At 71.0% G+C, this 22,678-nt stretch carries 14 protein-coding genes and 1 tRNA gene; 7 read left to right on the forward strand and 8 right to left on the reverse strand.

All coding sequences use genetic code 11. From position 1 onward, the window contains the following. The first annotated feature begins 102 nt into the window (after positions 1-102). The 4 genes from gltB to IEV65_RS07445 all read left to right on the forward strand — a co-directional run bounded on the left by gltB (position 103) and on the right by IEV65_RS07445 (position 7,837). Positions 103-4,671, forward strand: coding sequence for a glutamate synthase large subunit (gltB, locus tag IEV65_RS07430; protein WP_188429200.1), 4,569 nt, complete (start codon positions 103-105; stop codon positions 4,669-4,671). Beyond that, complete coding sequence (locus tag IEV65_RS07435) at positions 4,664-6,121, forward strand: glutamate synthase subunit beta (protein WP_188429202.1); 1,458 nt, start codon at positions 4,664-4,666, stop codon at positions 6,119-6,121. The genes gltB and IEV65_RS07435 overlap by 8 nt, the downstream gene beginning before the upstream one ends. 130 nt (positions 6,122-6,251) lie before the next feature. Further along, positions 6,252-6,935, forward strand: coding sequence for an MBL fold metallo-hydrolase (locus IEV65_RS07440; protein WP_188429204.1), 684 nt, complete (start codon positions 6,252-6,254; stop codon positions 6,933-6,935). Between the two features lie 56 nt (positions 6,936-6,991). Further along, positions 6,992-7,837, forward strand: coding sequence for an EamA family transporter (locus IEV65_RS07445; RefSeq protein WP_188429206.1), 846 nt, complete (start codon positions 6,992-6,994; stop codon positions 7,835-7,837). Here IEV65_RS07445 and IEV65_RS07450 read toward each other — a convergent pair. The 4 genes from IEV65_RS07450 to rpsA all read right to left on the reverse strand — a co-directional run bounded on the left by IEV65_RS07450 (position 7,813) and on the right by rpsA (position 15,365). Then, positions 7,813-8,955, reverse strand: coding sequence for a TerC family protein (locus IEV65_RS07450; RefSeq protein ID WP_188429208.1), 1,143 nt, complete (start codon positions 8,953-8,955; stop codon positions 7,813-7,815). The two genes, IEV65_RS07445 and IEV65_RS07450, sit on opposite strands and share 25 nt — an antisense overlap. 213 nt (positions 8,956-9,168) lie before the next feature. Continuing rightward, positions 9,169-11,277 carry an excinuclease ABC subunit UvrB gene (gene uvrB / locus IEV65_RS07455; RefSeq protein WP_188429210.1) on the reverse strand — a complete coding sequence of 703 codons (2,109 nt, stop codon included), beginning with the start codon at positions 11,275-11,277 and terminating at the stop codon, positions 9,169-9,171. 87 nt (positions 11,278-11,364) lie between these two features. Continuing rightward, a complete protein-coding gene (gene pepN, locus IEV65_RS07460; RefSeq protein ID WP_188429212.1) occupies positions 11,365-13,779 on the reverse strand; it encodes an aminopeptidase N in 2,415 nt (804 codons plus the stop codon). 131 nt (positions 13,780-13,910) lie between these two features. Continuing rightward, the gene (gene rpsA, locus IEV65_RS07465; protein WP_188429214.1) at positions 13,911-15,365 is read right to left on the reverse strand and encodes a 30S ribosomal protein S1; all 1,455 of its coding nucleotides are present in this window, start codon (positions 15,363-15,365) and stop codon (positions 13,911-13,913) included. A 198-nt stretch (positions 15,366-15,563) separates the two neighbouring features. Between rpsA and IEV65_RS07470 the strand changes: the two genes are divergently transcribed. Beyond that, on the forward strand, positions 15,564-16,406 hold the full coding sequence (locus IEV65_RS07470; protein ID WP_229735004.1) for a class I SAM-dependent methyltransferase: 843 nt from the start codon (positions 15,564-15,566) through the stop codon (positions 16,404-16,406). On the opposite strand, the gene polA is transcribed toward IEV65_RS07470, so the two are convergent. Beyond that, positions 16,403-19,111 carry a DNA polymerase I gene (gene polA / locus IEV65_RS07475; protein ID WP_188429217.1) on the reverse strand — a complete coding sequence of 903 codons (2,709 nt, stop codon included), beginning with the start codon at positions 19,109-19,111 and terminating at the stop codon, positions 16,403-16,405. The genes IEV65_RS07470 and polA overlap by 4 nt on opposite strands. Before the next feature lie 20 nt (positions 19,112-19,131). Between polA and IEV65_RS07480 the strand changes: the two genes are divergently transcribed. Both IEV65_RS07480 and IEV65_RS07485 read left to right on the forward strand, forming a co-directional pair. After that, complete coding sequence (locus IEV65_RS07480) at positions 19,132-19,521, forward strand: hotdog fold thioesterase (RefSeq protein ID WP_188429219.1); 390 nt, start codon at positions 19,132-19,134, stop codon at positions 19,519-19,521. A 35-nt stretch (positions 19,522-19,556) separates the two neighbouring features. Continuing rightward, a complete protein-coding gene (locus tag IEV65_RS07485) occupies positions 19,557-20,324 on the forward strand; it encodes a DUF554 domain-containing protein (RefSeq protein ID WP_188429221.1) in 768 nt (255 codons plus the stop codon). Positions 20,325-20,356: 32 nt separating this feature from the next. On the opposite strand, the gene IEV65_RS07490 is transcribed toward IEV65_RS07485, so the two are convergent. The 3 genes from IEV65_RS07490 to pyk all read right to left on the reverse strand — a co-directional run bounded on the left by IEV65_RS07490 (position 20,357) and on the right by pyk (position 22,662). Further along, the gene (locus IEV65_RS07490) at positions 20,357-21,010 is read right to left on the reverse strand and encodes an ANTAR domain-containing response regulator (RefSeq protein ID WP_371870153.1); all 654 of its coding nucleotides are present in this window, start codon (positions 21,008-21,010) and stop codon (positions 20,357-20,359) included. 57 nt (positions 21,011-21,067) lie between these two features. Further along, positions 21,068-21,150 (reverse strand) — tRNA-Leu (locus tag IEV65_RS07495). A 54-nt stretch (positions 21,151-21,204) separates the two neighbouring features. Further along, positions 21,205-22,662 (reverse strand): pyruvate kinase, encoded by a 1,458-nt coding sequence (gene pyk, locus IEV65_RS07500; protein ID WP_188429223.1) that lies wholly within the window; start codon positions 22,660-22,662, stop codon positions 21,205-21,207. Positions 22,663-22,678 lie beyond the last annotated feature (16 nt).

Genomic DNA, 22,678 nt, shown 5'->3' on the forward strand with positions numbered 1-22,678 from the left:
TAGGTATGCTTCGGCCCACTTCCTACGCGTTGGGTCACCGTAGCCCCGGCGTGCCCACGCCGGGCGCCCGCCGGGACGCCCCTGTCAAGATCGGTGGTCGCGATGCCCACATCCCCCACCCGTTTCCAGCCTGTCAGCCCACGGGCCCCCGAGGGTCTGTACGACGGGGCGCACGAGCACGACAACTGCGGCGTGGCCTTCGTGGCCACGCTCGACGGCGTCGCCTCCCACACCATCGTGGCCCAGGCGCTCACCGCGCTGCACAACCTGGACCACCGCGGCGCCGTCGGCGCCGAGGAGAACACCGGCGACGGCGCGGGCATCCTGACCCAGATCCCCGACGCCTTCCTGCGGGCCGTCCTGCCCTTCGACCTGCCGGCCCCTGGGAACTACGCGGTCGGCATCATCTTCCTGCCGGCCGAGGGCACCGAGGAGGTCGCAGCGCGGATCGAGCAGATCGTCGCCGACAGCGGTCTGGCCCTGCTCGGCTGGCGTGACGTGCCCGTCGTGAGCGACATGATCGGCCCGACGGCCCTGTCCGTCATGCCGGTGATGCGCCAGCTCGTCGTCGCTGCGGGCGGCCCCTCGCAGGGCGAGACGGGCCTGGACCTGGAGCGCCGGGTGTGGCTGTGCCGCAAGCGGATCGAGCGGAGCACCGCGGCATACCCGGTCAGCCTGTCCACGCGGACCATCACCTACAAGGGCATGCTGACGACCGACCAGCTCCCGGCGTGCTTCCCCGACCTGCTGGACGAGCGCTACGCCAGCGCCCTCGCGGTCGTGCACTCCCGCTTCTCGACCAACACCTTCCCGTCCTGGCCGCTCGCGCACCCCTACCGGATGGTGGCCCACAACGGCGAGATCAACACGGTCAAGGGCAACCGCAACTGGATGAACGCCCGGCAGTCCCGGCTCGCCAGCGACGCCTTCCCCGGCGACCTGGCGGACGCGCTCCCCATCTGCACGCCGGACGCCAGCGACTCCGCGACGTTCGACGAGGTCCTCGAGCTCCTCCACCTCGGCGGCCGCTCGCTGCCGCACGCCGTGCTGATGATGATCCCGGAGGCCTGGGAGAACAACGCCGACCTGGACCCGCGCGTCCGCTCGTTCTACGAGTACCACTCGATGGTCATGGAGCCCTGGGACGGGCCCGCCAACCTGGTGTTCACCGACGGGACGCTCGTGGGCTCGGTCCTGGACCGCAACGGCCTGCGGCCCTCGCGCTACTGGGTCACCGACGACGGGCTGGTCGTCCTCGGATCGGAGTCCGGTCTGCTGCCGATCCCGGAGGAGAAGGTCGTCCGCAAGGGCCGCGTGAAGCCGGGGCGGATGTTCCTCGTCGACCTCGCCCGCGGTGAGATCGTCGACGACGAGCAGCTCAAGCGCGACCTCGCCGCACGTCAGCCCTACCAGGAGTGGCTCGACGCCAACCTCGTGCGGCTGGAGCAGCTGCCCGAGCAGGTCCACGTCCGGCACACCCACGCCTCCGTCACGCGCCGGCAGCAGATCTTCGGCTACACCGAGGAGGAGACGAGGGTGATCCTCGCCCCGATGGCCCAGAGCGGCACCGAGCCGATCGGCGCCATGGGCACCGACACGCCCATCGCGGCGATCTCGGACCGGCCCCGGCTGCTCTTCGACTACTTCGTCGAGGCGTTCGCGCAGGTGACGAACCCGCCGCTGGACGCGATCCGCGAGGAGATCGTCACCTCCCTGACGGGATCGTCCGGCCCCGAGCCCAACCTGCTCGACGAGACGCCCGCCCACGCACGTCAGGTCGTCCTCGACTTCCCGGTCATCGACAACGACCAGCTGGCCAAGCTGCGTCGCCTCACCGTCGAGGGCCATGCCGACCTCGGCGCCGTGGTCGTGCGCGGCCTGTACCGCGTGGACCAGGGCGCGGCCGCGCTGGAGGCCCGGCTGGAGGAGATCTGCGCCGAGGTGGACGCGGCCGTGGAGCAGGGCGCGTTCTTCGTCGTCCTCTCCGACCGGCACGCCGACCGCGAGCTCGCACCGATCCCCTCGCTGCTGCTGACCAGCGCCGTCCACCACCACCTCGTGCGCAACAACACCCGCACACGGGTGGGTCTGCTGGTCGAGGCCGGAGACGTGCGGGAGGTGCACCACGTCGCGACCCTCGTCGCCTACGGGGCCGCCGCGGTCAACCCGTACCTGGCGATGGAGACGGTGGAGAACCTCTGCTCCTCGGGGCAAGAGCTCGACGGTCTCGACCCCGACGTCGCCATCAAGCACCTGATCAAGGCGCTGGGCAAGGGGGTGCTGAAGGTCATGTCCAAGATGGGCATCTCGACCATCGCCTCCTACCGCGGCGCCCAGACGTTCGAGGCGGTCGGGCTGTCACGTGAGCTGGTCGACCGCTGGTTCACCGGCACGACGAGCCAGATCGACGGCGTGGGACTGGACGTGCTCGCCGAGGAGGTCGCCCGACGCCACAGCGTGGCCTACCCGATGTCCGGCATCTCGCCCTACCACCGGCGGCTGGAGATCGGCGGCGAGTACCAGTGGCGCCGCGAAGGGCCGCCCCACCTGTTCAGCCCCGAGGCGGTCTTCCGGCTGCAGCACTCCACGCGGGAGCAGCGTTACGACGTCTTCCAGCAGTACACCCAGCTGGTCGACGACCAGTCGGAGCGGCTGATGACGCTGCGCGGGCTGTTCACGCTCCGCCCGGACCGGGAGCCCGTGGACATCGACGAGGTCGAGCCGGTCGAGGAGATCGTCAAGCGGTTCGCCACCGGCGCGATGAGCTACGGCTCGATCTCCCAGGAGGCCCACGAGACGCTGGCGATCGCGATGAACCGCCTGGGCGGCAAGTCGAACACCGGCGAGGGCGGCGAGGACGTGGAACGGCTGCTCGACCGCGAGCGCCGCTCGGCCATCAAGCAGGTCGCCTCCGGACGTTTCGGGGTCACCTCGGCCTACCTCACGCACGCCGACGACATCCAGATCAAGATGGCGCAGGGCGCCAAGCCGGGCGAGGGAGGACAGCTCCCGCCCGGCAAGGTCTACCCCTGGGTGGCGCGGACCCGGCACTCGACACCGGGCGTCGGGCTCATCTCCCCGCCCCCGCACCACGACATCTACTCGATCGAGGACCTCAAGCAGCTGATCCACGACCTCAAGAACGCCAACCCCCGCGCCCGCATCCACGTCAAGCTGGTCAGCCAGGTGGGTGTCGGCACGGTCGCCGCGGGTGTGGCGAAGGCCAAGTCGGACGTCGTCCTCATCTCCGGTCACGACGGCGGGACGGGCGCCAGCCCGCTCACCTCGCTCAAGCACGCCGGCACCCCCTGGGAGCTGGGCCTGGCCGAGGCGCAGCAGACGCTGCTCGTCAACGGCCTGCGCGATCGCATCGTGGTCCAGTGCGACGGCCAGCTCAAGACCGGTCGCGACGTCCTCATCGCAGCCCTGCTCGGTGCCGAGGAGTTCGGGTTCGCCACCGCTCCGCTGGTCGTCTCGGGCTGCGTGATGATGCGCGTGTGCCACCTCGACACCTGCCCGGTGGGCGTGGCCACGCAGAACCCCGAGCTGCGCGAGCGGTTCACCGGGAAGGCGGAGTACGTCGTCACCTTCTTCGAGTATGTCGCGCAGCAGGTCCGCGAGCTGCTCGCCTCCCTGGGCTACCGCTCCCTCGAGGAGGTCGTCGGAAGGGCCGACCTCATCGACACCGGCGCGGCCGTCGACCACTGGAAGGCGCAGGGCCTGGACCTCGCTCCCCTCCTGCACATGCCCGAGGTCCCCGAAGGGGGCGCGCGACGGCATACGGTCGACCAGGACCACGGGCTGGACCTGGCGCTGGACAACGCCCTCATCGAGGTGGCGCAGCCGGCGCTGCGCGACGGCACCCCGGTGAGCGCGAGCTTCCCGGTGAGCAACGTCAACCGCACGGTCGGCACCATGCTCGGCCACCACGTCACCCTGGCCGCCGGCCCGGACGGACTCCCCGACGGGACGATCGACCTCACTCTCACCGGTTCCGCCGGCCAGTCGCTCGGGGCCTTCCTCCCGGCCGGCATCACCCTGCGCCTCGTCGGGGACGCGAACGACTTCGTCGGCAAGGGTCTCTCCGGCGGACGGGTGGTGGTCAGGCCGTCCGAGACGGCACCCTTCGTCGCCGCGGACCAGGTCATCGCCGGCAACGTCATCTGCTACGGCGCGACGTCCGGACAGGTCAACCTCCGCGGCATCGTCGGTGAGCGGTTCTGCGTCCGCAACTCCGGGGCCACCGCTGTCGTGGAGGGGGTGGGCGACCACGCGCTGGAGTACATGACCGGCGGTCGGGCGCTGATCCTCGGCCCCACCGGGCGCAACATCGGCGCGGGCATGTCCGGCGGGACGGCCTACGTGCTGGACCTCGACCCCGCGCGGATGAACCCGCTCGCGATGTCCAACGGCGACCTGCACCTCACCCCGCTGGCCGAGACCGACCACGTCGAGGAGGTGCGGGCCCTGCTGGCCGAGCACCTCCGGCTCACCGGGAGCTCCGTCGCCGAGCAGCTGCTCGCCGACGAGGGCTGGGCCGGACGCATCACCGTCATCACCCCCCGTCAGTACGCCAGCGTCCTGCGGATCCGTCGCGAGATCGAGGAACGCGGCGAGGACCCGAACGGACCGCACGCCTGGCAGCTCATCCTGGAGGACTCCCGTGGCTGACCCGACCGGCTTCCTGACCCACCGCGAGCGCGAGAACCGGCCCAGCCGTCCCGTGCCCGTGCGCATCCGCGACTGGAAGGAGGTGCACGGGGAGCAGGACACCAAGGTGCTGCAGCGCCAGGCCGGCCGCTGCATGGACTGCGGGATCCCGTTCTGCCACACCGGCTGCCCGCTGGGCAACCTCATCCCGGAGTGGAACGACCACACCCGTCGCGCCAACTTCGCCGACGCCATCGAGCGCCTGCACGCCACGAACAACTTCCCGGAGTTCACGGGGCGGCTGTGCCCGGCGCCGTGCGAGACGGCCTGCGTGCTGGGCATCAACCAGCCGCCGGTGACGATCAAGCAGATCGAGGTCTCCATCATCGACCGCGCCTTCTCCAACGGGCGGGTCAAGCCCGAGGAGCCGGAGTGGCTCAGCGGACGCACCGTCGCCGTGATCGGCTCGGGACCTGCCGGGCTCGCGGCGGCCCAGCAGCTGGGGCGGGCCGGCCACACCGTGGTCGTCTACGAGCGGGACGACGCCGTGGGCGGACTGCTGCGCTACGGCATACCCGAGTTCAAGATGGAGAAGGCGGTCCTCGACCGCCGCCTCGTCCAGCTGCGGGCCGAGGGCATCCGGTTCGTCACCGGGATGACGGTCGGCGGGGACGGCCCCGACGACCTTTCGCTGCAGGACCTGCGCGAGCGCTTCGACGCCGTGGTCCTGGCGACCGGCTCCACCGTGCCCCGGATGCTCGACGTGCCCGGCGCGGACCTCGACGGGGTGCACGCCGCCATGGAGTTCCTCGTCCCGGCCAACCGGGAGGCGCTCGGGGCGGCCCGCGGGATCGACGCGGAGGGCAAGGACGTGGTCATCATCGGCGGCGGTGACACCGGCGCCGACTGCCTCGGCACCGCCCACCGCCACGGCGCTCGCAGCGTCACGCAGCTGGAGATCCTGCCCACCCCGCCGACCGAGCGGCCGAGCCACCAGCCCTGGCCGACCTACCCGATGCTGTACAAGGTCACGGAGGCCCACGAGGAGGGCGGCGAGCGGACCTACGGCGTCTCCACCCTCGAGATCCTCGGCGAGGACGGGAAGGTGTCCGGGCTCCGGCTGGCCGACGCGCGACTGGTCGAGGGGCGGGTGCAGATCGTGGAGGGCACGGAGCGTGACGTCCCGGCCCAGCTCGTGCTTCTCGCGATGGGCTTCGTCGGCCCTGACGAGAGCGCCGCGCCCGCCACCGCGCTGCCGCGCACGGCCCGCAACACCTACGAGCGCGACGGCGACTTCGCCACCCCGCTCGAGGGAGTCTTCGCGGCCGGGGACTGCGGCCGCGGGCAGTCGCTGATCGTGTGGGCCATCGCCGAGGGCCGGGCCGCGGCTGCCGCGGTGGACCGCTACCTGACCGGCTCGACGACGCTGCCCGCCCCCATCCGGCCCACCGACCGACCCCTCACGGTCTGAGAGCGCCGGCGCCGCCCTGGTGGGTCAGCCCACCAGGGCGGCGCCGATCTCGTCGCGGCCGCGCGGAGGATGCCGGCGCTGCCCCTGTCCTGAGTGCGAGGCGGGTGCCGGGCCTCCGTAGACTCGCGGCATGAGCGAGGAGAACGACCGCGGCCACGTCACGCCCGGCGGGCCGTCATGGGTGCTCGAGCTCCCGGGGGCGGTGCTCACCAAGCTGAGCGTCTCGGAGATGGACAACAACGTCTACGTGCTGCGCTGCACAGCGACCGGCGAGCGCCTGCTCGTGGACGCGGCCGACGACCCGGCCCGGGTGCTGGCGGCGCTGGAGGCCGACCACCCGGCAGCGGGACGCGCAGTCTCCCAGATCGTCACCACGCACCGTCACCAGGACCACCACCGGGCTCTGGCGGAGGTGGCCTCCGCGACCGGCGCGAGGACGCTCGCCGGTGCCGAGGACGCCGCCGACCTACCTGTGGCCGTGGACGTCCTCCTGCACGACGGGGACCTGGTGCGCGTCGGCGACCTCGTGCTCGACGTCATCGGACTGCGCGGGCACACGCCCGGGTCGGTGGCCCTCGCTCTGACCGCTGCCGGTGACCGGCCCCGCACGATCCTGCTCACCGGTGACAGTCTCTTCCCGGGAGGGCCGGGCAAGACCTGGTCCGACGCGGACTTCACCTCGCTCATGGACGACCTTGAGACCCGCGTCTTCGCGGTCTACGACGACGCGCTCGTCCTGCCCGGGCACGGGGACAACACCACGCTCGCCGCGGAGCGACCGCACCTCGCCGACTGGCGCGCCCGCGGGTGGTGAGGGTCCGGCGGGGGCCCCGGGGAGCGCGGGACGTCCGCGGGGGATTCCGGCACCCCGTGGTCCTCGTCCTGCTTGCCGTGGTCTCCGTGCAGTTCGGGGGCGCCCTGGCCGCGACCCTGCTGCCCCTCGTCGGCGTCTTCGGCTCGGTGGCCCTGAGGCTGGGACTGGCCTCGGTCATCCTCTGTCTCGTCGTCCGGCCGCGCCTCGGAGGCCGGACCCGTGGCGACTGGGCAGTGGTGACCCTCTTCGCGGTCGCCCTGACCGCGATGAACCTCACCTTCTACGGCAGCCTGACCCGCCTGCCCATCGGCGTCGCCGTCACCATCGAGTTCCTCGGACCGCTCGCCCTGGCTGCCGCGCTGTCTCGGCGCGGTCGTGACCTCGGCGCCGTCAGCCTCGCCCTGGCCGGGGTGCTGCTGATCTCCGGAGCCCTGCACACGAGGTGGAGCGAGCTGGACCTGCTCGGGATCGGGCTGGCCGGCGCCGCGGGTGCCTGCTGGGCCGCCTACATCGTGCTGAGCCGCCGCACCGGAGCCCGCTTCGGAGGTCTGGACGGCATCGCCCTGTGCATGGCGATCGGCGCCGCGCTGTCCATCCCGGCGGGGGTGGTGACAGCGGGCGCCGATCTCCTCTCGCCCGACGCGCTCCTGCGCGGTCTGGGCATCGCGCTGCTCTCCTCGGCGATCCCCTACTCCCTCGAGCTGCTGGCGCTGCGCAACCTCTCAGCGGGCACGTTCGGGGTGCTGCTGAGCCTCGAGCCGGCCGCGGCCGCCCTCGCCGGCCTGCTCGTGCTCGGCCAGGTCCTCTCCCCCGTGCAGCTGCTCGGGATGGTCCTGGTCGTGACGGCCAGCGTGCTGGTCCTCGGCCGGCCCGGGCCTCAGCGGGTGTCCGACTCGTCCTGAGCGTCGGTCTCCGCCGGACGTGCGGCGCTCGGACGCCGACCCTGCCCGTCGCGGTCCTCGTGGTGGTGCATGGTGTCGCCGAACAGGCTGACGTCGTCGAGGTCGAGGCGCTGGCTCTCGCCGCCCTCCGCGACCGCCGCATCGCGACGGCTCTTGGCCAGGCTCGCCACCGCGGTGACACCCAGGATCACGACGATGGCGCCCAGCGAGAACCAGATCGGGATGTCCCAGACGTGGAACGGCTCTCCGCCGTTGAGGAAGGGCAGGGAGTTCTCGTGCATGGCATGCAGAATCAGCTTGACGCCGATGAACGCCAGCAGCACCGCGAGCCCCAGTCCGAGGTAGACCAGCTTCTTGAGCAGGTCGCCGAGGAGGAAGTAGAGCTGGCGCAGCCCCATCAGCGCGAAGACGTTGGCCATGAGCACCAGGTAGGGCTCCTGGGTCAGGCCGAAGATCGCCGGGATGGAGTCGAGGGCGAACAGCAGGTCGGTGGTGCCGAGCGCGAGGATGACGATCGCCATCGGGGTCAGGACCTTCTTGCCGTTCTCCAGCACCCGCAGCTTGGTGCCGCCGTCCCAGGACTGGGTCACCGGGAAGTGGCGCTCGACGAACTTCAGGACCGCGTTCTCGTTGAACTCCTCGTCGTCCTCGTCGTCGTGCCCGAGGTTCTCCCGGGCCAGCTTGACGGCCGTGTAGATGAGGAAGGCACCGAAGAGGTAGAAGACCCAGGACCAGCGCGCGATGGCCGCGGCACCGATGAGGATGAAGATCGCCCGCATGACCAACGCCATCACGATGCCCACCATGAGGGCGTACTGCTGGTACTTCCTCGGCACGCCGAACTTGGCCATGATGATGAGGAAGATGAACAGGTTGTCGATCGAGAGCGAGTACTCGGTCAGCCATCCCGCGAAGAACTCGCCGGACAGCTGCGGACCCTCCACGAGGAGCACGCCGAGCCCGAAGAGCACGGCGAGGCCGACGTACACCGACAGGGCGACCGTCACCTCCCGACGGCTCGGCTCATGAGGACGACGGCCCAGGACGAGCAGGTCGAAGGCGAAGATGACGCCGACGACGACGAGGGTGACGATCCAGACCCAGGAGGGGACCTCCATACGCAAAACCTTCCGGTCAGTCAGACGGACCGGAGGTCTCTCCCGCACCGACACCGCGCGTGGGCTGTCAGTGCCGGCTCCCCGGGCCGGCCGCAGGGTGCGGGCCGACCGTACTGACGAGGACGCCGCCGGGGATACTCCCCTCCGATTGGACGCCGACAATCCTCTCACAGCCGCGGCGGCCCGGGCCCCACCGCCCGCATCGTGAAGCGTTCAGCCCGTCGCCTCGCGCATCTGACGCAGCTCCTTCTTCAGCTCGCTGACCTCGTCCCTGAGCCGGGCCGCCAGCTCGAAGTGCAGGTCGCCGGCCGCCTGGTGCATCTGGTCGGTGAGCTCGTGGATGAGCTGGGCGAGCTCGGTGGCGGGAAGGTCGTCGGTCGAGCGGCGTTCTATCGCCCCCGTGCCTACTGCCGCGGCGGCCGCGCCACGCCCCCGACCCGTGCCGCGCGACTGCCGTCGGCCGCTGCCCATGAGCGCCTCGGTGTCGGCGTCCTCGCGCTCGAGGAGGTCGGTGATGTCCGCGATCTTCTTGCGCAGCGGCTGCGGGTCGATGCCGTGCTCCCGGTTGTAGGCCAGCTGCTTCTCGCGGCGTCGGTTGGTCTCCTCGATCGCCTCCTGCATGGAGGGGGTGATGCTGTCGGCATACATGTGCACCTGACCGGAGACGTTGCGCGCGGCCCGGCCGATGGTCTGGATGAGCGACCGGGCGGAGCGCAGGAAGCCCTCCTTGTCGGCGTCCAGGATGCTGACGAGGGAGACCTCGGGAAGGTCGAGTCCCTCCCGGAGCAGGTTGATCCCGACGAGCACGTCATACTCGCCCAGACGCAGCTCGCGGAGCAGCTCGACCCGGCGCAGGGTGTCCACCTCGGAATGCAGGTAGCGCACCCGGACCCCCTTGTCGAGCAGGTAGTCGGTGAGGTCCTCGGCCATCTTCTTCGTGAGCGTGGTGACCAGGACCCGCTCGTCCCGCGCGGTGCGCTCCCCGATCTCGTGGAGCAGGTCGTCGATCTGCCCGCGGGTGGGCTTGAGGACGACCTCGGGGTCTACGAGTCCCGTCGGGCGGATGATCTGCTCCACCGTGCCGTCGGCCTTGGCCAGCTCGTAGCTGCCGGGGGTGGCGGACAGGTAGACCGTCTGTCCGATGCGGTCCAGGAACTCCTCCCACTTCAGCGGCCTGTTGTCCATGGCGCTCGGCAGCCGGAAGCCGTGGTCCACGAGGGTCCGCTTGCGCGACATGTCACCCTCGTACATCGCCCCGATCTGCGGCACCGTGACGTGCGACTCGTCGATGACCAGCAGGAAGTCCTCGGGGAAGTAGTCCAGCAGACAGTTGGGAGCGGAGCCCGCCTCGCGACCGTCGATGTGCCGCGAGTAGTTCTCGATGCCGGAGCAGGAGCCCACCTGCCGCATCATCTCGATGTCGTAGGTCGTGCGCATCCGCAGCCGCTGGGCCTCCAGCATCTTGCCCTCCCGCTCGAAACGGGCCAGCTGCTCCTCCAGCTCGGTCTCGATCCCGGCGATGGCGCGCTCCATCCGCTCCGGGCCGGCGACGTAGTGCGAGGCCGGGAAGACGTACATCTCCTGCTCCTCGCGGACCACCTCGCCGGTCAGCGGGTGCAGCGTGTAGAGCCGGTCGATCTCGTCCCCGAAGAACTCGATGCGGATCGCGAGCTCCTCGTACTGCGGGATGATCTCGACGGTGTCACCGCGCACCCGGAACGTGCCCCGGGTGAAGGCCATGTCGTTGCGGGTGTACTGCATGGTGACGAAGCGGCGCAGCAGCTCGTCCCGCTCGACCGTCTGACCCACGCGGAGCCGTGCCATGCGGTCGACGTACTCCTGCGGCGTGCCGAGGCCGTAGATGCACGAGACCGAGGCCACGACGACCACGTCACGGCGCGTGAGCAGGCTGTTGGTGGCGGAGTGCCGGAGCCGCTCGACCTCGTCGTTGATCGAGGAGTCCTTCTCGATGTAGGTGTCGGTCTGCGGGACGTAGGCCTCGGGCTGGTAGTAGTCGTAGTAGCTGACGAAGTACTCCACCGCGTTGTGCGGGAGCAGCTCGCGGAACTCGTTGGCCAGCTGCGCCGCCAACGTCTTGTTGGGCGCCATGACCAGGGTGGGTCGCTGCACCTGCTCGATCATCCAGGCGGTCGTCGCCGACTTGCCGGTGCCGGTCGCCCCCAGCAGGACGATGTCCTCCTCGCCGCCGTTGACACGGGCGGTGAGCTCGGCGATGGCGGCGGGCTGGTCGCCGCTCGGGCTGAACTCCGAGACGACGCGGAACGGGTTGACCGTTCGCTGGAGGTCGGTCGTGGGGCGCATATCACCACGCTAACGCCGAGGACCGACAGACCCTTCCCGCGCCGCCCGGTCGGAGGCCCTCTCGGTCGGCGTCAGCGCGCCTGACCGTCAACCGAGGAGGCGCTGGTCGTGGGCCAGGTCGGCCCACGTCCGGGCCAGCACCGGGGCGAGGTCCGGGCGCGCCAGGGCCGCGTCCAGGAGCGCGAGCTGGTCAGCTCGCCAGCGGAAGGCCGGCGTCGCCCGACCCACCACCAGGCCGAGGGCCTGACCCCTGGCCGCCACGGCGACCGCCCCGTCGAGGAACTCGGCCAGAAGCGGGTCGACGAGATCGCGCCGCTCGGGGTCGAAGACGCCACGGGCCAGGGCGGCGATCTCCCTGTTGGACGCGCCGGCGTCGAGCAGCCGGCGCAGCCCCTCCTCCTTGGCGGACCCGGTGGGGTGCGCAGCTGCGACGGTCAGGGCGCCGAGCCGGCCCGTCTCGGAGCGGTCGGCCGCCACGTCGCGCTGCAGCAGAGCCTCCGGCAGCTCGTGCAGCTGCGCCAGACGCAGCAGCGCGTCCCAGCGCTGCGTGGGCGTGAGCGGCCCCGTCGGTCCACCGGCCTCCAGCCACGCACGCAGCAGGGGGCCGTCGTGCGTCGTGAGGATCACCGTGTCCGTGGCGGACTCGCCCGCCGCCCCGTCCAGGCCCACCCGCGAGAGCACCGACAGCGCCACCCGTGCCAGCCGCTCGGTCGCGTCGCGGAGCCCGTCCGGCGACTCGGCGGCCCGCAGCAGCACGACCAGGCGGCGCAGGGCGTGCTCGAGCAGCACGGGGTCGCTCTCGCCCGCCAGGTGACGCTCGGCCAGGCCCAGCATCTCCCCCGAGCGCACCTCGCCCCTCCGCGCGGCGTCCAGGAGCATCGCCCACGCCACCGCGCGATGGTGCGCGTCAGGCAGGTCCGACAACCGCTCCCGCAACGTCTCGGCGCTCGGGCCGTCCAGCACGACGGTGGCGAACGTGTCGCCGGTGCTGTTCGGCAGGACCAGGTCTGCCGCCGGGAGCCGCACCGGCTCGGCGCCGAGGTCGACGACCTCCTCCCAGGCCGGCAGCAGCGGCCCGGCCCCGGTGGCGGGAACGGCATACCCGCTCACCCTGAGGCGGTGCGGGCACGAACCCTCGCGGCGCAGGACGACCGCGTCCCCCTCGCGTTGTGCAAGGAGGGTGTCGTGCCCGCTCGTCCGCAGCCAGGCGTCCACCCAGCCGGTCACGTCCCGGTCGGTCACCGAGGCCAGGGCGGTCACGAAGTCGTCCAGGGTCGCCGTGCCGAAGCGTGAGCCGGACAGGTGTGCGTTGACCCCCGCGAAGAAGGTGTCCTCCCCCAGCCAGAAGGACAGCTGACGCAGGCAGGCGTTGCCCTTGGCGTAGGAGATCGGGTCGAAGTTGTTGAACGCCGAGTCGACGTCGGGCACGTGCTCCGGCCGGGGCGCGACGGGATGGGTGGACGGACGGGCGTCGGCGGCGTATCCCCCCGCCTTCCGGCCGATCTCGAACTCCGCGAAGGCGTTGGCACCCTCGAGCACCGCGCCGGCCACCCAGAACCCCATGAGATCGGCGAACGACTCGTTGAGCCAGGTGTCCTCCCACCAGCGGAAGGTGACGAGGTCGCCGAACCACATGTGGGCCATCTCGTGGGCGATCACCATCGCGCGGCCCCGGGCGAGAGCCTCCGGGGTGGCACCCTGCGGAAGCATCTCGTCGCGGAAGCTGACCACCCCCGGGCACTCCATGGCGCCCCAGTTGTGGCCGGGCACGAAGAGCTGGTCGTAGCTGTCGAAGGGGTAGGGCTCGTCGAAGGTGCGGGCGTACCAGTCGAAGGCACCCTCGGTGACCGCCTGCAGTCCGCCCAGGTCGCGGTCCAGAGCGGCGGCGAGAGACGCGCGCGCGTGCCAGGCGAAGGGCAGCCCGGCGTGCTCCCAGGCACGGGTGGCGAAGGGCCCGGCGCACACGGAGACCAGGTAGGTGGCGACCGGCGGCGTGGTGGCGAAGGTCCAGCGGTCGCCGTCGCGCGCGGCCCTGCCGTTGGACACGACCGTCCAGCCCGGCCGGGCGGTCACCGTCACCGTGAAGGGCGCCTTGAGGTCGGGCTGGTCGGCACAGGCGAAGACGCGGCGGTTGACGTCCATCCCCCCGTAGCAGCCGATGTACACGCCGCCGTCGGCGGGGTCCACGAACCGGTGCATGCCGTCACCGTCGGTGACGTAGGGCATCTCCGCCTCGACGACCACCTCGTTGTCCGCCTGAAGGTCAGTCAGGTGGATCTGGTCGTCGCGGTAGACGTCCGAGAGCTCTGCACCGTTGAGGACGACGCGCACCCGCCGGGCGTGCTGAAGGTCGAGGAAGGACGTGCTCCCGGCCTCGGCGGCGAAGCGCAGCCGCGTCGTCGCGGTGAACGACTCGTCGCCGGAGAGGTCGAGGTCGACCTCGTAGACGGGCTGACGGAGGACCTCGGCGCGGGCACGGGCATCGATGAGCGTGAGCGACACGACCACCCACCCTAGGCGACGGGCGGGAGCGGCCTGCCACGCCATACCCGGAACGGCCGACGGCCCGGCTCCCCGAGGGGAACCGGGCCGTCGTGCGGACCGTGCGGACGACCTCGCGGGCCGCCGCAGGATCAGTTGCCGGTGAGCTTCTCGCGCAGCGCGGCGAGGGCCTCGTCGGAGGCCAGGGTGCCGGTCGCCTCGTCCGAGGAGTCGGAGGAGGAGTAGGACGCGGCGGACGGAGCCACCTCGACGCCGGCGGCGGAGTCGGCCTCGGCCGCGGCCTCGACCTGGGCCTTGTGGGCCTCCCAGCGGGCGTGGGCGTCGGCGTACTCCTTCTCCCACTTGTCGCGCTGGGCCTCGAAGCCCTCCAGCCAGTCGTTGGTCTCCGGGTCGAAGCCCTCGGGGTACTTGTAGTTCCCCTCCTCGTCGTACTCGGCAGCCATGCCGTAGAGGGTCGGGTCGAACTCGGCAGCGACAGCCTCGTTGGCCTGCTTGAGCGACAGCGAGATGCGACGGCGCTCGAGGTCGATGTCGATGACCTTGACGAAGACCTCGCCACCGACGGTGACGATCTGCTCGGGCAGCTCCACGTGACGCTCGGCCAGTTCGGAGATGTGGACCAGGCCCTCGATGCCGTCCTCGACGCGCACGAACGCGCCGAAGGGGACGAGCTTGGTGACCTTGCCGGGGACGACCTGACCGATCGCGTGGGTGCGCGCGAAGGTCTGCCACGGGTCCTCGAGGGTCGCCTTCAGCGACAGCGAGACGCGCTCGCGGTCCATGTCGACGTCCAGCACCTCGACGGTGACCTCGTCGCCCACCTCGACGACCTCGCCCGGGTGGTCGATGTGCTTCCAGGACAGCTCGGAGACGTGGACCAGACCGTCCACACCGCCGCCGAGGTCGACGAACGCACCGAAGTTGACGATGCTGCTGACGACGCCGGAACGGACCTGGCCCTTCTGCAGCTCCTTGAGGAAGGTCGTGCGGACCTCGGACTGGGTCTGCTCGAGCCAGGCGCGGCGGGACAGGACCACGTTGTTGCGGTTCTTGTCCAGCTCGATGATCTTGGCCTCGATCTGCTTGCCGACGTAGGGCTGCAGGTCACGGACGCGACGCATCTCGACGAGGGAGGCCGGCAGGAAGCCGCGCAGGCCGATGTCGAGGATGAGGCCACCCTTGACGACCTCGATGACGGTGCCGGTGACGACGCCGTCCTCCTCCTTGACCTTCTCGATGGAGCCCCAGGCGCGCTCGTACTGGGCGCGCTTCTTCGACAGGATCAGGCGACCCTCCTTGTCCTCCTTCTGGAGGACCAGGGCCTCGACCTCGTCACCGACGGAGACGACCTCCGACGGGTCGACGTCGTGCTTGATGGCCAGCTCGCGCGAGGGGATGACACCCTCGGTCTTGTAGCCGATGTCGAGCAGGACCTCGTCCCGGTCGACCTTGACGATGACACCCTCGACGATGTCGCCGTCGTTGAAGTTCTTGATCGTTGCGTCGATCGCTGCGAGCAGCTCCTCTTCCGAACCGATGTCGTTGACAGCGATCTGGGTGGTCTGCTCGGCCGTAGTGGCAGTCATGTAGTAGGGGCTCCGATTGTGGACAATGTTGAGTGGATGGACAGTGTTCGTGATGATGCGGTGGTGCTGTGGTGCGTGCACAAGGCGGTGCTGGTGAGGCAGGTTCGTGCGTCCGATGGCACGCAGAACACACGCCTCAGGCCCGTTTATCCTACGGGCTGCGCTGATCAGGGTCAAAGGCGGGTCAGGATGGGGGGTATGACGTCTCCGCCCTCCCCCGACCGCGTCGTCCGCCGCTCCGTCTCCCACGAGGACTCCGTGCGCGCCGTGCGCTCCTGGTGGGACGCAGAGGCCGAGGAATACTACTCCGAGCATGGCGCCTTCCTCGGTGACCGGGCCCTCACCTGGGGCCCGGAGGGGTGGACCGAGGACGACCTGCGGCTGCTCGGGACCGTCCGCGGCAAGGACGTGCTCGAGGTCGGGGCCGGTGCCGGACAGGGCGCGCGATGGTGCGCCGCCCAGGGCGCCCGGGCGGTGGCCACCGACCTGTCGGCCGGGATGCTGCGCGTCGGACGTCGGCTCGACGACGTCACCCCTGCGCCGGGTATGCCGTCCGGCCGCCCCTCGGGGTACGTCCAGTGCGACGGGGCTCGCCTGCCCTTCGCAGACGCCTCCTTCGACGTGGTGCTGACGGCGCACGGGGTGCTCTCGTTCGTCCCGGACCTCGACGGCGCCCTGCGCGACTGGATGCGCGTGCTGAGGATCGGCGGTCGGTGCGTCTTCTCGCTCTCGCACCCCGTCCGCTGGGCGTTCCCGGACGTGCCCGGCGAGGAGGGGCTGAGGGTCACCCACTCCTACTTCGACCGGCGGGCCTACGTCGAGGAGACCGGGTCGGGCCTGGCCACCTACACCGAGCACCACCGAACCGTGGGGGACCTGGTCCGCGCGGTGGTCGGCAGCGGTCTGACGCTGCTCGACCTGGTGGAGCCCGAGTGGCCGACGGGCCGCGATCACGTCTGGGGCGGGTGGAGCCGGCTGCGCGGCGAGCGCATCCCCGGCACCCTCATCGTCGTGGCGGAGCGCCGGGGCCTCGGCGCCTAGTGCGCCGCGTCGTGCCAGCTCCGGCCGACGCCCACGCTCACGTCCAGCGGCACCCGCAGGTCCGCGGCGGCGCCCATCTGCTCCCTGACGATGCGCTCCACCTGCTCACGTTCCCCCGGCGCGATCTCCAGGACGAGCTCGTCGTGCACCTGGAGCAGCATCCGGGACCGGACCCCCGCCTCGCGGAGGGCCTCCTCGGTCCGGAGCATGGCGATCTTGATCAGGTCCGCGGCCGACCCTTGGATCGGGGCGTTGAGCGCCATGCGCTCGGCCATCTCCCGGCGCTGACGGTTGTCGCTCGTCAGGTCGGGAAGGTGGCGGCGGCGGCCCAGGATCGTCTCGGTGAAGCCGCTCCGGCGCGCCTCGGCCACGACGTCGCGCAGGTAGTCACGCACGCCGCCGAACCGCTCGAAGTACTCGTCCATCAGCTCCTTGGCCTCACCGGTCGAGATCCCGAGCTGCTTGGACAGCCCGAACGCCGACAGGCCGTAGGCCAGGCCGTAGCTCATGGCTTTGACCTTCGAGCGCATCTCGGGGGTCACCTCCGCCGGGTCGACGCCGAAGACCCGCGAGCCGACGAAGCGATGCAGGTCCTCGCCGGTGCGGAACGCCTCGATCAGCCCCTCGTCGCCGGAGAGATGGGCCATGATCCGCATCTCGATCTGGCTGTAGTCGGCTGACATCAGGGCCTCGTACGGACCCTGCGCGTCGGCCCCGACCACGAACATCTCCCGCAGCCGACGTCCCTCCTCGGTGCGGATCGGGATGTTCTGCAGGTTCGGCTCGGTCGAGCTCAGGCGGCCGGTGGCGGCGATCGTCTGCTGGTAGGTGGTGTGGATCCGGCCGTCGTCGGCCACCGAGCGGATCAGTCCCTCGGCGGTGACCCGCAGCCGGGTCTTGTCACGGTGCCGCAGGAGCGCCTCGAGGAAGGGGTGCTCCGTCTGCGCGTAGAGGCCGGCCAGCGCGTCGGCGTCGGTGGTGTACCCGGTCTTGGTCCTGCGTGTCTTGGGCAGCCCGAGCGTCTCGAAGAGCACGACCTGGAGCTGCTTGGGCGAGCCGAGGTTGACGCTGTCGTCCGCGATGGCCTCCCAGGCGTCCTGCTGGGCCTGCTCGGCGGCGTCGCCGAACTCGCGCTCCAGAGCCTCGAGCGCGGGCAGGTCGACGGCGATGCCGACCTGCTCCATACGACGCAGCACCCCGACCAGCGGCAGCTCGACCTCGCCGAGGAGGCTGCGCTCCTCCTCGTCGGCGAGCTCTGCGTCCAGGGCCACGGACAGGTCGTGGACCGCGCGCGCGTGGACCATCAGCGAGCGGGCCGCCGCCCGGTCGGCGGGCGTGTCCTCCTCGTCACCCCAGGACAGGTCGAGGGTGCCGTCCGGCTGGTCCTCCTCGTCCAGACGCAGCTCGCGGCGCAGGTAGCGCAGCGACAGGTCGGCCAGGTCGTAGGACCGCTGGTCCGGGCGCACGAGATAGGCCGCCAGGGAGGTGTCGCTGACGACTCCCTCCACGGGCAGGCCGCGCAGCTCCAGGCTGGAGATCTGTCCCTTCGCCTCGTGCAGCACCTTGGGACGGGTGCGATCCGCGAGGAACACGGCCAGGGCCGTCTCGTCCTCCGGCGTCGCCTCAGGCAGGCTCAGGTATGCCGCGTGCTCGCCCCCCGCGAGACCGAGGGCCGTGGCCTCGCCCGGCCCGGCCGGCGTCCGCGGGGCGGCCTGCACGACGAGCGCGACACGCTCCCCCGGACCGGCGTGCAGGGACAGCCACCCGGCCACCTCCCCGGCATCGAGCATGGTCCCCTCGACCTCGATGCCCTCCTCCGCCTCGGCCTCGGCCGACTCGAGGGTGGCGAACAGCCGCTCGCGCAGCACCCGGAACTCCAGGCCGTCAAAGACCCGGTGGACCTCTTCACGATCCCAGCCCCGGACGGCCAGGTCGTCGACCGTGACCGGCAGCTCGACGTCGGCGACGAGCTGGTTGAGGCGGCGGTTGCGGATCACCTGGTCGAGGTGGTCACGGGTGGCCTGACCGGCCTTGCCCGTCAGCTTGTCGGCGTGGTCGACGATCCCGGACAGGTCCCCGAACTGGGTGATCCACTTCGCAGCGGTCTTCGGGCCCACCCCTGGGACGCCCGGGAGGTTGTCCGAGCTCTCCCCGACGAGCGCCGCGAGGTCGCTGTAGCGCTCCGGCGGGACGCCGTACTTCTCGAGGACGGCGGCCGGGGTCATGCGGGCGAGGTCGGAGACGCCCTTGCGGGGGTAGAGCAGGGTCGTGCCGTCGTCGACGAGCTGCAGCGCGTCACGGTCACCGGAGCAGATCAGCACCTCCATCCCCTGCGACCTGGCCTGGGCCGTCAGCGTGGCGATGACGTCGTCCGCCTCGAAGCCGTCCACCTGCACGTGGGTGATCCGCAGCGCGTTGAGCACCTCCTTGACGAGGTCGACCTGCCCGACGAACTCGCTCGGGGTGCTCGCGCGACCGGCCTTGTACTCGGCATACTGCTCGGTCCGGAAGGTCTGGCGGGAGACGTCGAAGGCCACCGCAAGGTGCGTGGGGGTCTCGTCCCGCAGGACGTTGATGAGCATCGAGGTGAAGCCGTACACCCCGTTGGTGCTCTGCCCCGTCGACGTCGAGAAGTTCTCGACGGGCAGGGCGAAGAAGGCTCGGTAGGCCAGGGAATGTCCGTCCAGGAGCAGGAGTCGACTCACAGCATGGCAGCCTATGTCCCATGACCGACATCCCGAAGACGCTCCTGGATCGCATGGGCATGGAGATCCTGGAGACGGGCGTGGAGCGCACCGTCGCCCGGATGCCGGTCGCGGGCAACACCCAGCCCTACGGCCTGCTCCACGGCGGCGCGTCCGCGGCGCTCGCGGAGACGGTGGCCTCGATCGCCTCCGCGCTGCATGCCGGCGAGGGCAGGATCGCCGTCGGCGTCGACCTCAACGCCACCCACCACCGCGCCGTCCGGGACGGCTGGGTGACCGCGGTCGCCACCCCGCTGTCCCTGGGGCGCTCGGTCGCCTCCTACGAGGTCGTCGTCGCCGACGACGAGGGTCGCCGGGTCTGCACGGCGCGGCTCACGTGCGTGCTGCGGGACCGGCCGCCGGGGGCGTGAGCCGGGCCTGAGCGGGGGCGCCTAGGGTGTCCGCCATGGATGGTGGGTTCCCCGGGCTCGGCACGCTGCTCAACGTCGCCACCGTGACGGTCGGCGCGCTGATCGGCATGCGGGCCGGCCACCGGTTGCCGCAGCGCGTCCGCGACGTGGTGACCGACTGCCTGGGCCTCGTCACCCTGCTCATGGCGATCCTGTCCGCCCTCGACGTCACCTCCCCGGAGCTCGCTGCCGCCGTCGGCAGCGGCGCGCCGGTGCTGATCGTGCTGGGCAGCCTGCTCCTCGGCGGTATCGTCGGCTCCTTGCTGCGCATCGAGCAACGGCTTGAGTCGCTGGCCGGTGCGGTGCAACGCGTCGTGCACCGCCGGGCGGGAGCCGAGGAGGGCCCCGAGGGCCGGGAGCGGTTCATCGAGGGCTGGCTGACGGCGTCGCTGCTCTTCTGCGTGGGCCCGCTGGCCATCCTCGGCTCGTTGTCCGACGGCCTCGGCCGCGGGATCGACCAGCTCGCGCTCAAGTCCACCCTGGACGGCTTCGCCTCCCTCGCTTTCGCCTCGACGTTCGGGGTCGGGGTGCTGCTGTCGGCGGTCTCGGTCGCGGTGGTGCAGGGGTTGCTCACCCTCGTCGGAGTGACGCTGGGCGACATCGCCTCGGAGGCGCACATCGACGCCCTGACGGCGGTCGGAGGTCTGCTCCTGGTGGGCATCGCGTTGCGGCTGCTGCAGATCCGTCAGATCCCGGTCGGCGATCTTCTCCCGGCCCTCGCGTTCGCTCCGCTGCTGGTCAGCCTGGTGTCGGCGCTGCGCTGAGGTCGCGCCCCGGCAGCGCGGGCGAGCCGGAACTACTTCTTGGCCGGCATGCCGGCGATGACGGCGTCCGCGACCTCGCGCATCGAGAGCCGCCGGTCCATGGCGGCCTTCTGGATCCACCGGAAGGCATCGCCCTCGCTCAGCTTGAGCTGGGTCATGAGCAGACCCTTGGCGCGGTCCACGCGCTTACGGGTCTCGAAGCGCTCACCGAGGTCGGCGACCTCGGACTCGAGCGCCTTGCGCTCGCTCCACCTCGCCCTGGCGATGTCGATCGCCGGCAGCACGTCGGCGGCGCTGAACGGCTTGACGACGTAGGACATCACGCCTGCGTCCCGGGCCCGCTCGACGAGGTTCTTGTCGCTGAACGCCGTCAGCATGACGACCGGGGCCAGCCCGTCGCGCCCGATCTGCTCCGCCGCCGACAGCCCGTCCATGCCCGGCATCTTGATGTCCATCACGACCATGTCCGGCTGCAGCTCGGTGACGAGGGAGACCGCCTGCTCACCGTCAGCAGCCTGGCCGACGATCTCGTGGCCGGCCTCGGTCAGCATCTCGGCGAGGTCCATCCGGATCAACGCCTCGTCCTCGGCGAGGACGATCCGCAGACCGCCCTCAGCGCCCTCGCGCGGCGTCTTTGCCGGGGTCTGGTCGTCGTCGTCCGTGGTGTGCGTCTGCGCGTCAGTCACGACGTGAGCCTATCTGTAAGTTGCCGCCTCCGACCGGGGTGAGGCCGAAGGATTCGGTGCCGGGAGCGGGACTTGAACCCGCACGCCCTTGCGGGCAGAGCATTTTGAGTGCCCCGTGTCTGCCATTCCACCACCCCGGCAGGGCTGGTGAGACCAGGCGGCACAGCATACCTGGCCCGCCTGACCCGGCCCGGTCAGACGGCGGGGTGGCTGTCGTAGGCGGGCGCCTGGCCGAGGATCGCGTCGCCCACCCGGTGCAGACGCAGCGCGTTGGTGGTGCCGGAGACCCCGGGCGGGGAGCCGGCGACGATGACGATGAGGTCGCCGTGCTTGCACCGGCCCTCGCGCAGGAGAGCTTCCTCGACCTGCATCACCATCTGGTCGGTGTGCCAGACGAAGGGCACGATGAAGGTCTCCACCCCCCAGGTCAGCGCCAGCCGCGAACGCGTCGACTGCTCCGTGGTGAAGGCGATCATCGGAGTCGCCGCCCGCATGCGGGCCATCCGGCGGGTGGTGTCGCCGCTCTTGGTGAAGGTGGCGACGAACTTGATGTCCTCGAGTGCGTCGGTCAGCGAGATCGCGGCGCGGCTCACCGCACCGCCCGGGGTCCGCGGCTTGTGCTGGATGGGGGCGATCCGGGACAGGCCGTGCTCCTCGGTGTTCTCGATGATGTCGGCCATGGTCTCCACCGCCTTGATCGGCCAGGCACCCACGGAGGTCTCCCCCGACAGCATGATGGCGTCGGCCCCGTCCAGCACGGCGTTCGCGCAGTCGCTCGCCTCCGCCCGCGTCGGGCGGGGGTTCTCGATCATCGACTCCAGCACCTGGGTGGCGACGATGACCGGCTTGGCCACCTCGCGGCAGAGCTGGATCGCGTCCTTCTGCACCAGAGGCACCCGCTCCAGCGGAAGCTCGACGCCGAGGTCGCCTCGAGCGACCATGATGCCGTCGAAGGCGTCGATGATCTCCTCGAGGTTCTCCACGGCCTGAGGCTTCTCGATCTTGGCGATGACCGGCAGCTGCCGGCCCTCCTCCTCCATGATGGCCCGCACCGGCTCGACGTCCGCGGCGTTGCGCACGAAGGACAGGGCGATGAAGTCCGCCCCGCTGCGCACGGCCCACCGCAGGTCGTCCTCGTCCTTGGCGGACATGGCCGGCACGCTGACGGCCGTGCCCGGCAGGTTGATGCCCTTGTTGTTCGAGACGACGCCCCCGATCTCGACGCGGCAGACCACGTCGGTCCCGGTCACCTCGACGGCGCGCAGCTGCACCTTGCCGTCGTCGATGAGCAGGTCGTCGCCGACCTCGACGTCACCCGGCAGGCCGGAGTATGTCGTGCCCACGACCTCGTGGTCGCCCGGGACGTCGCGGGTGGTGATGGTGAACGTGTCGCCAGGAGCCAGCGTCACCGGTCCGGAGGCGAAGGTTCCGGTGCGGATCTTGGGGCCCTGCAGGTCGACGAGCACGGCGACGGCGTGCCCGGTCGCGTCCCCCGCCCGTCGGACGTTCAGATATCGCTCGTAGTGCTCTTCGTAGGTCCCGTGGGAGAGGTTGAGCCGCGCGACGTCCATCCCGGCCCGCACGAGGGCCTCGATCTGTGCGTAGGAGTTGGTCGCGGGGCCGAGGGTGCAGACGATCTTGGCTCGACGCATGGGGACGATGCTACGC

This window comes from Ornithinimicrobium tianjinense, assembly GCF_014636495.1.
GTDB classification, from domain to species: domain Bacteria; phylum Actinomycetota; class Actinomycetes; order Actinomycetales; family Dermatophilaceae; genus Ornithinicoccus; species Ornithinicoccus tianjinensis.